Below are 14,514 nucleotides of genomic sequence, written 5' to 3'. Positions count from 1 at the left end.
AGGACCTGATAAGCATGCAGGAGTACGCTTCCCTTGATGTGCCGGAAAAGCACTGGCTGCCGGTGGCTTTCAGTGCGGGCGGGGCATATACCGCCCCCTCCTCTGTCACGGCACAGGCACGGGCGAATTACGGCGATACCGCTCCTTATGGCATGTCTTCCTATGAGGAACCCATACACCGGCGTGTCTGTGAGGAGTATGGTGCCGGCCAGCTGTGGCACGACAACCGGGACAACCTCTGTTTCGTCCTTCCCCCGCGCATCCGGGATGAGGGAATCTCACAAGACAAGCTGGATGCACTGGCCTATTGCTATCGGTACGACAGCCGTGACCGGTGCGTGTGGAGGAAGCTGCCCGGCTGTGATGCCGTGCGCTATGTCTACGACAAGGCCGACCGTCTGATTTTCGTGCAGGACGGTAACCTGAAGGGACAAGGCAGATGGCGCTTCACCATTCCCGACGCTCTGGGCCGTACTGTGCTGTCCGGTCTCTGCTCGGACACCCTGCCGGTGGTCGGAAGTCCGGTAGAAGCAGAGTTCACGGGCAGCGGAAGTTATAAGGGATATGCCGTGAAAGTGGGTGGAACCGTCCGTGAACTTTCCGGAAGCAGGTTGCTCACAGTGAACTACTACGACCACTATGACTTTCTTGGCAAGAACGGTTTTCCTGCCTATGCCTACGACAGTTCCATGGAGTCCTCCGGATACGGCACCAAATCCGATGCCCGGGGAATGCTTACGGGCAGCGTGACGGTCTTGGCCGGGGACGGCGCCGGACAGCTTTACAGTGTGGTGTATTATGACCGCCGTTCACGGCCCGTCCAACGGCAAAGTTCCAATTCCCTGGGAGGCAAGGAAACGGAATACACGGCCTATAACTTTACTGGCCAGCCTACCAGGTTGTGCCATGTTCATACTGCCCAAGGCAAGGCTGCCCGTACGGAGGTCCGTACATACTCCTATGACCATGCAGGCCGGTTATTGACGGTGAAGCACAAGCTGGATGCTTTGGGAGAGGTTACGCTCGTGAACAATGTCTATGACGACCTGGGGCGTCTACAGTCGAAGTCGCTGCATGGCAGTGCCGTCAACAAGCAGACCTATGCTTACAACATCCGCAACTGGCTGACGGGGGTCAGCGGAAGCAAGTTCACGCAGAATCTGTATTATAACACCGGAAACGGAGTAGCGAAGTACAACGGCAGCATCAGCAGCATGACTTGGAAGGCAGGCAATGAAAGCACCGTCCGCGGCTATAAGTTCACCTACGACGGTCTGGATAGGATGCTGAATGCTATTTATGGGGAAACGGCAGGCATCAATACGAATGCCAACCGTTTCAGCGAGAATGTGACGGGCTATGACAAGAACGGTAACATCAAGGGATTGCAACGTTACGGGCAGACCGGAGCTTCTGCCTACGGCCTGATAGACAACCTGACTTTTACGCTGAAGGGCAATCGGTTGAACCGCGTGGACGATGCGGTAGCGGTTTCCACTTACAACGGCGGCTTTGGTTTTAAGGACGGCGTGAAGCAGGCGAATGAATACACTTACGACGCTAACGGGAATTTAACTAAAGATTTAAACAAGGGAATTACCAACATATCGTATAATTGTTTAAATTTGCCGAATGCAGTAACCTTCAGTGACGGAAGTACAATTACCTATACCTATGGAGCTGACGGCACAAAGCTAAGAACAGTCCATAAGATAGGCAGCGCTACCACCACTACCGATTACTGCGGAAATGTGGTCTATGAAAACGGAGTGCAGAAGATGCTTCTTACCGAAGAGGGCTATGTCAACCTGACCGGAACTCAGCAGTATCACTACTATCTGAAAGACCATCAGGGGAACAACCGGGTAGTTGTCAACCAGTCAGGCACTGTAGAGGAAACGAACCATTACTATCCCTTCGGAGGGGTATTTGCAAGTACTACGAATGTCCAGCCTTATAAGTATAACGGCAAGGAATATGACACGAAGAAAGGACTGAATTGGTATGACTATGGAGCAAGGCATTATGATGCGGTACTGGGACGGTTTACGACTGTTGACCCTCTGGCGGAGAAGTATTATTCGATAGGGATGTATGCATATTGTAGTAATAATTCCGTACGCTATATTGATCCGACAGGTATGTCCATAAGTCCGATTTATGACGAAGAAGGTAAGTTGATTGGTACAGATGATGAAGGTCTGCAAGGAGAGGCCATTATTATGAACAAGTCAAACTTTAAACAAGGCATGTCTCATGAAGAGGCACTAAGCCATAGTTTAGGGTATAATGGATTGGCAGATGAAGAAGCGCGCTCTAACTACTTGGAGAGTTATACAAGTCTTAAAGACAGACCGGATTATGATGGATATTTGACCTTGGAGGAAGCTAATAAATGGTATAGGGAAGGGAAAGGACAACCTCTATTCACATCTTTAGCAAAAATAGATTTATCAGGGATATACTCTTTAGGAGAAAAATATGTGAGAGAAATAAAAAGTTTTAATTTATTGTTGCATAGTGGCTCCTTAAATGATGGATTAGTATACGGAAACGTTACTTTAAAACGATATCCGAATCATTCAGTAAGAGCTTTTTCTGATAAATATGATTTTGAAATGCACAATGGTCGGAATCCATTGAATTGGGGAAGAAATATAGAAACTATTATAGGAAATAGGGTTGCAGGAAGGGGACAACCATATGAAATAAATATTTATGGAAGTGCTAAACTGACACCATTTTTACCTTGGATAAAATAATATGAAGAGATATGAAAAAGGGATGTATTGTTCTACATTTGCTTTGTAGTTTATTTATTCAAAGTTGCATTTCTGATTCTATTAAGAACTTAGGAAATGGATATTTTTATAGAGATGAAGGAGAGAATATAAAAGATATTCTTTGTCAAAATTCCAATGGTGGAGAAATACCGGCAACTGTACTTGACTATATCTATAACGATGAATATATTATTGCAAAACAGAAGCCTAAATATCCTCAAGAACCTTTATACAAAAGAAAATATGAATATGGAACAAACGATAGTTTATTCTATTGGATAATTTTAAAAACAAACGATGTTGTATTGGGACCTTTGAGTTGGCAAGAGTATTTGGATATGAGATTAAAATACCAAATACCAATTGAGCTATCTTTGTACTGATTTTTTGTCGCAGCGGATGTTCTTCATCCGCTGCTTCTGAATATTAGAATCTCCTGCTTCGATAAGCCAAATGATTCCCTGCTTATATTGCCCCATCTCTATAAGCAGGGAATTTTATTTCATACCTGACGAACGTTCCGGGCGGAGCTTTATTGAACCGCATAGCCTATAAAGTGAACGGGACAGGTAGGAACGCCACGCTTTCCAAATCAGGGAACTGCTCTTCGGGCAATCTTTACATTGTGCGCACCACGGACGAGGACAGGAACGTTTCCTGCCTATTCACCGACAAGCTGGGACGTATGGTATTGCAGCGCCGGGTCATCGGAAGCGACAACCACGACACCTACTATGTCTACGACAACCGGGACAATCTCCGTTTCGTCCTTCCCTCGCGCCTGCGGGACGAGGGAATCTCACAGGAAAGGATGCACTGGCCTATTGCTATCAGTACGACAGCCGCGACCGCTGCGTGTGGAGGAAGCTGCCCGGATGTGATGCCGTGCGCTATGTCTACGACAAGGCCGACCGTCTGATTTTCGTGCAGGACGGCAACTTGAAGGGACAAGGCAGATGGCGCTTCACCATTCCCGACGCTTTGGGCCGTACAGTGCTTTCCGGCCTCTGCTCCGAGCCCCTGCCGGTGGACGGAAGTGCGGTGGAAGCGGAATTCACGGGCAGCGGAAGCTATAAGGGATATGCCGTGAAAGTGGGTGGAACCGTCCGTGCACTTTCGGGAAGCAGGCTGCTCACAGTGAACTACTACGACAACTATGACTTTCTTGGCAAGAACGGTTTCCCCGCCTATGCCTACGACAGTTCCATGGAGTCCTCCGGATACGGCACCAAATCCGATGCCCGGGGAATGCTTACGGGCAGCGTGACGGGCTTGGCCGGGGACGGCGCCGGACAGCTTTACAGTGTGGTGTATTATGACCGCCGTTCACGGCCCGTCCAACGGCAAAGTTCCAATTCCCTGGGAGGCAAGGAAACGGAATACACGGCCTATAACTTTACCGGCCAGCCTACCAGGTTGCGCCATGTTCATACTGCCCAAGGCAAGGCTGCCCGTACGGAAGTCCGTACATACTCCTATGACCATGCAGGCAGGTTGTTGACGGTGAAGCACAAGTTGGATGCTTTGGGAGAGGTTACGCTCGTGAACAATGTCTATGACGACCTGGGCCGTCTACAGTCGAAGTCGCTGCATGGCAGTGCCGTAAACAAGCAGACCTATACTTACAACATCCGCGGCTGGCTGACGGGGGTCAGCGGAAGCAAGTTCACGCAGAATCTGTATTATAACACCGGAAACGGAGTAGTGAAGTACAACGGCAGCATCAGCAGCATGACTTGGAAGGCAGGCAATGAAAGCACCGTCCGCGGCTATAAGTTCACCTACGACGGTCTGGACCGTCTGCTGAATGCTATTTATGGGGAAACGGCAGGCATCAGCACGAATGCCAACCGTTTCAGCGAGAACGTTACAAACTATGACAAGAACGGCAACATCAAGGGATTGCAACGTTATGGGCAGACCGGAGCTTCTGCCTACGGCTTGATAGACAACTTGACCTTTACCCTGAACGGTAATCGGTTGAACCGTGTGGATGATGCGGTGACGGCTTCCACTTACGGTGGAGGCTTCGAGTTCAAGGACGGCGTGAAGCAGGCGAACGAGTACGCCTACGATGCGAACGGCAATTTAACTAAAGATTTAAACAAGGGAATCACCGGAATATCGTATAATTGTTTAAATTTGCCGAATGCAGTAACCTTCAGTGACGGAAGTACAATTACCTATACCTATGGAGCTGACGGCACAAAGCTAAGAACAGTCCATAAGATAGGCAGCGCTACCACCACGACGGATTACTGCGGAAATGTGATCTATGAAAACGGAGTGCAGAAGCTTTTGCTGACGGAAGAAGGCTATGTTACTTTGAGCGACAGCAAGTATCACTATTACTTGAAAGACCATCAGGGTAATAACCGGGTAGTCATCAACCAGAGCGGCACGGTAGAGGAAACGAACCATTACTATCCTTTTGGAGGAGTGTTTGCAAGTGCAGGCAGTATTCAGCCTTATAAGTACAACGGCAAGGAGTTTGACAATAAGAAGGGTTTGAATTGGTATGATTATGGGGCGAGACATTATGATGCTGCGTTGGGAAGGTTTACGACGAATGACAGGTTTGCAGAGAAGTATTATTCGATGTCACCGTATCAGTATGGGGCGAATAATCCGGTAAATAACATAGATGTGAATGGAGATACAATTGTTGTAAATCCTAATCCTAATGGCTTGATAGATAATGTGAGAATGTTTTTTGGATTTGATACCAAGTATCAAAAGGACGTGAAAGCAGATTTGCAGCAACTTAAGAAGGATGATAAGGAAATTGGTGAGATGATTATTGAACTGGAGAAAAGTAAGAATGTTCATTCAATAACAAGGACTAAACGAGGAAAGTCTAATTCTTCAGGATTTGATAGAGAAAAAGCTAAAAAAGACATTCCGCAAGGAAGCATTATAAATTATGACCCTGATGTTAAAACGGATATTAATGGAAATCATCGGACACCAAGAATTGGTTTAAGCCATGAGTTACAGCATTCGTCGGATGTAGATAAAGGTATTATGTCTTATGAAAATATAGGAAATGGAATACCCATGAGAGAAATTCGTGCTATTAATACTGAGAATAAAATTAGAAAAAGAACAGGAGATGCAAAAAGAACGGAATATCGTGGAAGGAAAATACCCCAAAAACTGTTGGAATAAGATTATCCTTATGTTGGGTATTAATCTCTTATTTGTAATGTGTGTACATAAAACAAGTGAGAGGTATGAAGATATGTTTGTTGATTCTACTTGGCAAAGTCCTTTTGTTGCAATGAATATAGAATACAAAGATAGTGTATATTCGATAGTTCCAAGAGAAGGAGATATGTACCTATTTCTGAATGATGGGGTAGCTAATAAGAAATATCGATATGAACTTTTTCCAATTTTATTAGAACAGACATTGGGTATAGACAGCATTACATTTTGTTCACTAAAGGAAATGGACTGTATGGTAACTCCACAGCCATACATAGATTCAATTTATAAAGGAAAAGTAGAAAATCTTATTTCTTTGCTTTTTAATGAGAAAGGTGTACTTTCTGTTGGTTTGTCATATCCAGAAGAAAAATATTTGATTTATTTGTTATTTCATCATGGAGTTTATCTTAATACAGATTGCGAAACTGGAGTTTTGTATATCTTAAATAAATAAGTATTTTATATTCTTGAAATAATCTATTTAATTGCTATCCTAACATCAGATATTACTATATCTTGCATGTTAGGATAGTTTTTTATTTACTTCCCGCTTCCGGAAAGACTACAAGAGAGGAAGTATACACTTACAGCTACGACTATGCTGACAGGGTGAGCAAGGTGGAGCATACATTGGGAGGCAGCAAGATAACCCTCTACGACTGCGATTACGACAAATTCAGGCGATTGTACACCAAGTTGCTGCACGGTTCCGCCACCAACAAGCAGTCGTACACTTACAATGTTTGTAGCTGGCTGACGGGAATCAGCGGCACACGCTTCACACAGAACTTATACTACAACACGGGTGTGGGTACTGCGAAGTACAACGGCAGCATCAGCAGCATGACCTGGAAGTCCGGGAACGAAAGTACAGTCCGCGGTTACAAATTCACTTATGACGGTCTTGACAGAGTACTGAACGCTACCTATGGCGAGACAGCAAGTATCAGCACGAATGCGAACCGCTTCTCGGAGAACGTTACGGGGTATGACAAGAACGGCAATATCAAGGGATTGCAGCGTTACGGGCAACTCTCTTCAACCTCCTACGGCCTGATAGACAACCTGACTCTCACCCTGAACGGCAATCAGTTGAGCTGTGTGGAGGATGCGGTGAGTACCGCTGCATACGGTACAAACACTGCCTTTGTGAACGGTGCAAGCGTCGCAGGGGAGTATGCCTACGATGCCAATGGTAATTTAACAAAAGATTTGAATAAGGGAATTACCGATATTCAATATAATGTATTAAATTTGCCCAGTACGGTATCGTTCAGTGATGGTAGCACAATCACCTATACTTATGGTGCTGACGGCACGAAACTGAGAACAGTCCATAAGATAGGTAGTACAACCACAACGACTGACTACTGCGGTAATGTGATCTATGAAAACGGTACTCAGAAGTTGTTGCTCACCGAAGAGGGTTACATCAACCTGACCGGTACCCAGCAGTATCATTACTATCTGAAGGACCATCAAGGTAACAACCGTGTAGTAATCAACCAGTCAGGTACTGTGGAGGAAACGAACCATTACTACCCTTTCGGTGGTGTGTTTGGCACTGCAGGCAATACCCAGCCTTACAAGTATAACGGTAAGGAGCTTGATACGAAGAAGGGTTTGAACTGGTATGATTATGGGGCGAGACATTATGATGCTGCGTTGGGAAGGTTTACGACGAATGACCCGTTGGCGGAGAAATATTATTCGATGAGTCCGTATACTTATTGTGCCGATAATCCGGTAAAGTTCATAGACCCAAATGGTATGGAATATGCTCCTGGTGATCTGTTTAAGACTAAAAGAGCAGCAGCTAAAGATTGGGGTATGTATTATAATGGTGCATCTATTATACGTAAACGTGAAATGGGCTCTTCTATTTATGAAGTTAAGCAAAAGGGAAAGCTAAAGGGATATTCTTATAGTGCAGCCAATGAAGGAGAGCACAGCGTATCTATAAGCTTACCTCCTAACGGTGAGAGATTTGTAGGATCGATTCATTCGCATGGAGACGCGGACGCAGAGCATATAAATAATAAATTCTCAAAAGCTGATATAAAATATATTGAGAAAACAAAAGAAAATGGTTATTTGGCTACGCCGAGTGGCGATTTGTTAGAATATAATCCTTATAGTAAGAAAACATCAATAGTGACTAGTGATCTTCCTAGTGATCCCAAAGATCCTAAACGAAAGAATAATATTAATCCGAAAGATATTCCTGCTGAAAAGGGTAAACAAAGAATGAAAGAATTGCTACAAAAGCCAGATTTAAACATTCCTGTTAGCCAGAGAGAACATATTCATTGGGTATTTTAAAAAGATAGCAATATGTATAGGACTTATTTTTTTGCTTTAATGCTATTTGCGATGTCATGTACAAACAGTACATCGAAGGTCGGAGAAGATCAACAATCATCTCAACAGATTGAGTATGTAATGAATGATAGTCTCTCAACAGATTTTTATACTGATATGAAAAGCTATGTTCCTGCAGAGGGATTTATACCTACAGCGGATATTGCAGTAAAGATAGCGGAATGCGTACTATTGGAAATTTATGGAAAGGAAAGTATAGAGAAAGAAAAACCTTTTTCTGTTAACTTGGTAAATGGAATATGGGTAATAGAAGGGCATATTCCTAATGGAAATGATAGTGCGCTGACTTTCTGTGGACAATCTTATGTGGAAATAAGAAAAAGTAATGGTGAGATTATAAAGCTTTTGCATACTAAATAAAAAATATTACTCTAATATAAGTTGCCTTTTTTCAATGAGATTTATTTAATTACTATCCTAACATCAGATATGCTATATCTTGTATGTTAGGATAGTTTTTTAGGTCTATCAAATGATGTAGGTCATGCAGGACTACATCCGTACTCTCCGGATGCTTAACAGCACGGGCACTTCCTATCTGGATAACATTTCCTATATGTATTATTTGTACGACAGTCTGGGACGGCTGACCCTGCAGGGGGGAATCCTTCTTCCAGTCCTACCGTGCTTGTGCAGAACAACTTGCTCAGTGGCTACGACATCACAAGTACGGTTTATACTTTCTCCAACAAGCCGTCTGGTGTGACACATACACATACTGCCAGCGGAAAGACCACGCGCACGGAAGTATATACCTATACCTACGACCATGCGGACAGAATAAGCAAAGTGCAGCATAGTCTTGGCAGCACTGCGATTACTCTGTACGATGCGACTTATGACAACTTCGGTCGTTTACTGACCAAGCAGTATCACGGTACGAGCACCAACAAGCTGACTTATACCTACAACCTGCGTAGCTGGCTGACGGGAATCAGCGGCACACGCTTCACGCAGAACCTGTACTACAACACGGGTGTGGGTACTGCGAAGTACAACGGCAGCATCAGCAGCATGACCTGGAAGTCCGGGAACGAAAGTACAGTCCGTGGTTACAAATTCACTTATGACGGTCTTGACCGGATGCTGAACGCTACCTATGGCGAGACAGCAAGTATCAGCACGAATGCGAACCGCTTCTCGGAGAACGTTACGGGTTATGACAAGAACGGTAACATCAAGAGTTTGCAACGTTATGGCCAGACTGGTGCCAGTGCCTACGGCCTGCTTGATAACCTGACTTACACATTGACCGGTAATCAGTTGAGCTGTGTGGAGGATGCGGTGAGTACCGCTGCATACGGTACAAACACTGCCTTTGTGAACGGTGCAAGCGCCGCAGGGGAGTATGCCTACGATGTCAATGGTAATTTAACGAAAGATTTGAATAAGGGAATTGCCGATATTCAATATAATGTATTAAATTTGCCCAGTACGGTATCGTTCAGTGATGGTAGCACGATTACCTATACTTATGGTGCTGACGGCACGAAACTGAGAACAGTCCATAAGATAGGCAGTACAACCACAACGACTGACTATTGCGGTAATGTGATCTATGAAAACGGTACTCAGAAGTTGTTACTCACAGAAGAGGGTTACATCAACCTGGCCGGTACCCAGCAGTATCATTACTATCTGAAGGACTATTAGGGTAACAACCGTGTAGTGATCAACCAGTCTGGCACTGTGGAGGAAACTAACCATTACTACCCTTTCGGTGGTGTATTTGCCACTGCAGGCAATACCCAGCCTTACAAGTATAACGGTAAGGAGTTTGATACGAAGAAGGGTTTGAATTGGTATGATTATGGGGCGAGACATTATGATACGGCGTTAGGAAGGTTTACGACTAATGACAGATTTGCCGAGAAGTATTATTCGATGTCTCCGTATCAGTACGGGGCGAATAGTCCGGTTGTTAATATTGATGTGAATGGAGATAGTATTAGAATTTGCACTGAAACTCAGTCCTTTGGTCACACATGGATTAGTGTTGGTGAAGGATCTAATATGACTGTTTATAGCTACGGACGATACAATGGAACTAATAAAGGGCCAGATAGAAGCTCTAATTCTTTAGGAAATGGTTCCGGTGTTCTTTTAAAGTTAATGGGGGATGAAGCAAAAGCTTACAATGACAAAAAAAGCAGCTGGTGGAATGTCTGTATTTGTAGTAACAGATGTGGCAGATGAAAAAGTTGCTAATATTTTAGACGAAAAGTTTAATTAATATGTCAACTACAATGCCAGATAATCCTAAAAGTGATTATTATAACAGTTCTTCTGCTCGTATTATTGATGAATATAAGCTGACAAGTAATAATTGTACAACAATGGTATCTGACGTGTTGAATAAAAGTGGGTCAAATGCTCTGAAAGGGACAAGGCTACAACAAACAAGTAATTTGGGAACATGGACTACTATTCCTATTGTCAACAGATTTGTTCTTCCAATATCAATGCAGAATCATTTAGTGAGAATATCCAAACCAGGAGGTGTAGTTTATAAAACAAGATAGATTATGAAATGGCTTAGAATTGTGTTTGTTGCCACATTAATAATTCTTTCATTATTAATTATATACGCAATTATTAATTGTGAAATTAGTTATAAATATGAGATTGAAAATCGATGTGGGGATAAGATTGATATCTTATGGGTTGAGGAGTGGCTAAAAGAAACGATTAAAGTGTGGAAGTTTTTTCTATGCTATGTAATCATTAATATCTTTTATTTAGTAGCTTCTCTTGTCAATAGCCGTAAATCTTCAAAAGAAAAATGCAGTTTATCATAAACAAACGCAGTCTCTTTTGTATTGATAATTAGGCCGTCTTGCCTTGATATGAATTGACTATTTTTATCGTTATCCTAACATCAGATATCCCATATCTTGCATGTTAGGATATTTTTTTGTCATATAACAGTCATACCATTTCTAATGTTGTAACTATCCTCCGTGCCGGGCTACACCCTTTTTTGCAGATGGCTATACCATCGCATAGAAAGGGTGTAGCCATCCGGAGTAAAAGGTGTAGCCTCGTGAAATGTGTCCTACGAATGCTTTTGGCGGGGATAATAGCGGCTTGCATAGAATCTGTGTTCCTTTGTCCGCGTCTTGTTTTTATACTGCTTCATCCGAAGAAGAAAAGGAAGCGCAAGAATCTACGGTGGCAGATAACATTACCCCGACAGTATAACATATCATATCCGACCATAAAAATCCATGCCCGAAGACCAATGCTCCGAGCGTGGTGTTTCGTATGGCATTCGCCCAATCGACCTGGTATAATTGGCTGATTTCTATGCAATAAGAAAACAGTAAGGAGATTGCGGCCACTTTGAGTATGGATGCCGAAGGGAAGAGAAAGCGTAATCCCCAATAGACCATAGCTGCCCAAAGTGTATCGCCAATATACTCTGCAATAAATTTAGGCAATGCATTGCCATATTTCCGGGAAGCAAGTCCTGCCAATATGATGACGAAAGTGACGGTTAAGTAAATCCAACGTTTGTATTTCACATCATGATGTTTTAGGTCCATTGCAAATTTATGGAAAATTGACAGATATGAGTGAGAAGGAAGAGCTTTTTCGTATTTTTTCCTATCGAACGGTCTGTGTAAGGCTATAAACAGAAAAGCAAATGAAGGGCAATACTATGACACGTATATGGCCAAAAATAACTATTGGTACAGCATGCATGAACTGAGCCGCATGGACGATGAAACAGGCGACCCCTTGCCGGGTGACCGGAGACTTGCACCTATTCCCGTCGGATTTACCGTTCGGAGCGGTGGCACCCAATGGCTGTTCGAGAACAGCGTCCGCACCACAAATCCGGAAGAACTTTGGAAATAAGACTCTCTTGTTTCAAATCTCCCCGAAATCATGTACCTTTGTGGCGATACCTAAAAAAGGGTGTGGCAAGATGATGAACAAGATAAATTCCGTATGCGTATATTGTGCTTCGAGCACAAAGATAGATTCCGTTTATTTCGATGCAGCCCGTGAGTTGGGCACTCTGCTGGGGCAGCGGCAAATTCGCTTGATTAATGGTGCGGGAAATATGGGACTGATGTCCGCTGTGTCCGATGCGGCACTCCGGGCAGGGGGAGAGGTGACGGGCGTCATTCCCCGCTTCATGGTGGAGCAGGGATGGCATCACACCGGACTTACCCAACTCGTGGAAGTGGAAAGCATGCACGAACGGAAAAAGACAATGGCCGACTTGAGCGATGCCGTCATCGCCCTGCCCGGTGGTTGCGGCACCCTGGAAGAACTGCTGGAAATCATCACTTGGAAGCAACTCGGACTGTATCTGAACCCGATTGTGATACTGAATGTCAAGAACTATTTCGACCCTCTGCTCGATATGCTCCGGCAGGCGGTGGACGAAAACTTCATGCGCGTGCAGCACGGTGCCATCTGGCATGTGGCGCAGACACCGCAGGAAGCCGTGGAACTGATATATACCACTCCCTTGTGGGACGCCTCCATCCGTAAATTCGCTGCAATATGATAGGGCTGTTGATGGCTTGGGCAGTAGTGGGGACGGAGGGGATTCCTATTCCATATTCTCCGAGAATGGACGATGGCATCACCGTGGTCCTTTTGTGCTGTTTCTTTCTGTCGGCCTATGTCTTGTCACGCAGCCGCAAGTTCCTGCTGCAACTGGTGAAGGATTTCCTGCTTCATCGCGAACGTACCAGCATATTTGCCACTTCCACAGCCGCCGATATGCGCTATCTGCTGCTGCTCATCCTGCAGACCTGCATCCTAGCAGGCGTCTGTATCTTCAACTACTTCAATGATATACAGCCGGAACTGGTACACCATGTGCCGCCGGGACTTCTATTGGGGATTTACATCGGTATGTGTCTTCTCTATTTGTGCTTGAAGTGGATGCTTTACTCTTTTCTGGGTTGGATTTTTTTTGACGAAAGTGTTACAACGCTATGGCTTGAGTCCTATTCTACGCTACTTTATTACTTGGGATTCGCCCTTTTCCCGTTTGCTCTGTTCATAGTCTATTTTGATTTGAGTTTGCAGCTGACGATAATAATCGGATTGATTTTAGCCTTTTTTGCTAAAATATTGATGTTATACAAGTGGTTAAAGCTTTTTTGTAACAATTTATATGGCGGTTTACTTTTAATTTTGTACTTTTGTGCCCTTGAAATCATGCCTTGTTTTGTGTTATATCAAGGTGTGATGCAGCTAAACAGTTATTTGATAATAAAATTTTAGGACGTTGAAAATTAAGAAAGTACTTGTGTCGCAGCCGAAACCGGCATCAGAGAAATCTCCTTACTACGACATCGCCGAGAAGTATGGTGTGAAAATAGATTTTCGCCCATTTATCAAAGTGGAGAGCCTTTCAGCGAAAGAGTTCAGACAACAGAAAATTTCGGTCTTGGATCATACTGCCGTTATTTTTACTTCGCGTCATGCTATTGATCATTTCTTCCACTTGTGTACAGAATTGCGTGTGACAATTCCCGAAACAATGAAGTATTTCTGCGTGACGGAGGCCGTTGCTCTGTATATCCAAAAGTATGTGCAGTATCGTAAGCGTAAGATTTTCTTCGGAAACACCGGGAAGATTGACGATTTGATACCTTCCATTGTTAAGCATAAGACTGAAAAGTACTTGGTACCAATGTCGGATGTACACAATGATGACGTGAAGAATCTGCTGGATAAGAATAAGATTCAGCACACGGAAGCTGTCATGTACCGTACTGTCAGCAATGACTTTGCTGCAGATGAGGCTTTTGATTATGACATGCTGGTGTTCTTCAGTCCGGCAGGCATCAGTGCCTTGAAGAAGAATTTCCCTGATTTTGACCAGAAGGAAATCAAGATCGGAACATTCGGCTCTACCACTGCCCAGGCAGTCCGTGATGCCGGACTTCGTCTTGACCTGGAAGCTCCCAGCGTGCAGGCACCCTCAATGACGGCGGCGCTTGACATGTTTATCAAGGAGAATAATAAAGGAAAGTAAAAAGAGAGAAATAAAGAGAGAAATAAGGATTAGGGATTAAGGATAAAGGATGAAAGAACCTATTCACCTCCACCTCCTTTATTCTTTATCCCTAATCCTTTATCCCTAATCCCTAATCCCTAATCCCTAATC

General features: G+C 44.1%; 13 protein-coding genes and 1 pseudogene. 13 read left to right on the top strand and 1 reads right to left on the bottom strand.

Going from position 1 to position 14,514, the window contains the following annotated elements:
• The first annotated feature begins 14 nt into the window (after nt 1–14).
• The 9 genes and pseudogenes from ITJ87_RS03705 (at nt 15) to ITJ87_RS03665 (ending at nt 11,173) form a co-directional block, all read left to right on the top strand.
• Nucleotides 15–2,762, top strand: a complete 2,748-nt coding sequence (locus tag ITJ87_RS03705; RefSeq protein ID WP_117974392.1) for an RHS repeat domain-containing protein — start codon at nt 15–17, stop codon at nt 2,760–2,762.
• An 11-nt stretch (nt 2,763–2,773) separates the two neighbouring features.
• A complete protein-coding gene (locus ITJ87_RS03700; RefSeq protein ID WP_117965026.1) occupies nt 2,774–3,166 on the top strand; it encodes a DUF3997 domain-containing protein in 393 nt (130 codons plus the stop codon).
• A gap of 173 nt (nt 3,167–3,339) precedes the next feature.
• A complete protein-coding gene (locus tag ITJ87_RS03695; RefSeq protein WP_131225637.1) occupies nt 3,340–3,702 on the top strand; it encodes a hypothetical protein in 363 nt (120 codons plus the stop codon).
• The gene (locus ITJ87_RS03690) at nt 3,639–5,951 is read left to right on the top strand and encodes an RHS repeat-associated core domain-containing protein (RefSeq protein ID WP_227201799.1); all 2,313 of its coding nucleotides are present in this window, start codon (nt 3,639–3,641) and stop codon (nt 5,949–5,951) included. Before ITJ87_RS03695 ends, ITJ87_RS03690 begins: the two co-directional genes overlap by 64 nt.
• Nucleotides 5,917–6,447 (top strand): hypothetical protein, encoded by a 531-nt coding sequence (locus ITJ87_RS03685; RefSeq protein WP_118931273.1) that lies wholly within the window; start codon nt 5,917–5,919, stop codon nt 6,445–6,447. Before ITJ87_RS03690 ends, ITJ87_RS03685 begins: the two co-directional genes overlap by 35 nt.
• Before the next feature lie 62 nt (nt 6,448–6,509).
• A complete protein-coding gene (locus ITJ87_RS18945) occupies nt 6,510–8,315 on the top strand; it encodes an RHS repeat-associated core domain-containing protein (protein WP_117976560.1) in 1,806 nt (601 codons plus the stop codon).
• Between the two features lie 12 nt (nt 8,316–8,327).
• A complete protein-coding gene (locus ITJ87_RS03675) occupies nt 8,328–8,735 on the top strand; it encodes an NTF2 fold immunity protein (RefSeq protein WP_051642902.1) in 408 nt (135 codons plus the stop codon).
• 270 nt (nt 8,736–9,005) lie between these two features.
• Nucleotides 9,006–10,331, top strand: a pseudogene (locus ITJ87_RS18570) (RHS repeat-associated core domain-containing protein); the annotation flags it as partial.
• Between the two features lie 569 nt (nt 10,332–10,900).
• Nucleotides 10,901–11,173 (top strand): hypothetical protein, encoded by a 273-nt coding sequence (locus tag ITJ87_RS03665; protein WP_117965023.1) that lies wholly within the window; start codon nt 10,901–10,903, stop codon nt 11,171–11,173.
• A 327-nt stretch (nt 11,174–11,500) separates the two neighbouring features.
• Here the strand turns inward: ITJ87_RS03665 and ITJ87_RS03660 are convergent, their stop codons facing one another.
• Nucleotides 11,501–11,899, bottom strand: coding sequence for a DUF2809 domain-containing protein (locus ITJ87_RS03660; protein WP_117601091.1), 399 nt, complete (start codon nt 11,897–11,899; stop codon nt 11,501–11,503).
• Nucleotides 11,900–12,047: 148 nt separating this feature from the next.
• Here ITJ87_RS03660 and ITJ87_RS03655 point away from each other — a divergent pair, with 148 nt between their 5' ends.
• From ITJ87_RS03655 to ITJ87_RS03640, 4 genes are all read left to right on the top strand, one after another.
• Nucleotides 12,048–12,236, top strand: a complete 189-nt coding sequence (locus tag ITJ87_RS03655; protein ID WP_009037546.1) for a hypothetical protein — start codon at nt 12,048–12,050, stop codon at nt 12,234–12,236.
• Nucleotides 12,237–12,309: 73 nt separating this feature from the next.
• Nucleotides 12,310–12,897 carry a TIGR00730 family Rossman fold protein gene (locus tag ITJ87_RS03650; protein ID WP_117601092.1) on the top strand — a complete coding sequence of 196 codons (588 nt, stop codon included), beginning with the start codon at nt 12,310–12,312 and terminating at the stop codon, nt 12,895–12,897.
• Nucleotides 12,894–13,625: a DUF4271 domain-containing protein gene (locus tag ITJ87_RS03645; protein ID WP_117601042.1), complete on the top strand. Its 732-nt coding sequence runs from the start codon at nt 12,894–12,896 to the stop codon at nt 13,623–13,625. The genes ITJ87_RS03650 and ITJ87_RS03645 overlap by 4 nt, the downstream gene beginning before the upstream one ends.
• A 4-nt stretch (nt 13,626–13,629) precedes the next feature.
• A complete protein-coding gene (locus tag ITJ87_RS03640; protein WP_005834069.1) occupies nt 13,630–14,382 on the top strand; it encodes a uroporphyrinogen-III synthase in 753 nt (250 codons plus the stop codon).
• The last annotated feature ends 132 nt before the right edge of the window (nt 14,383–14,514 follow it).

Origin of the sequence: Bacteroides sp. HF-162 (genome assembly GCF_015679285.1) — a bacterium.
GTDB classification, from domain to species: Bacteria; Bacteroidota; Bacteroidia; order Bacteroidales; family Bacteroidaceae; genus Bacteroides; species Bacteroides uniformis.
The sequence above is the reverse complement of the archived record's forward strand: the minus strand, read 5'-3'. Positions and strand labels throughout refer to the sequence as shown.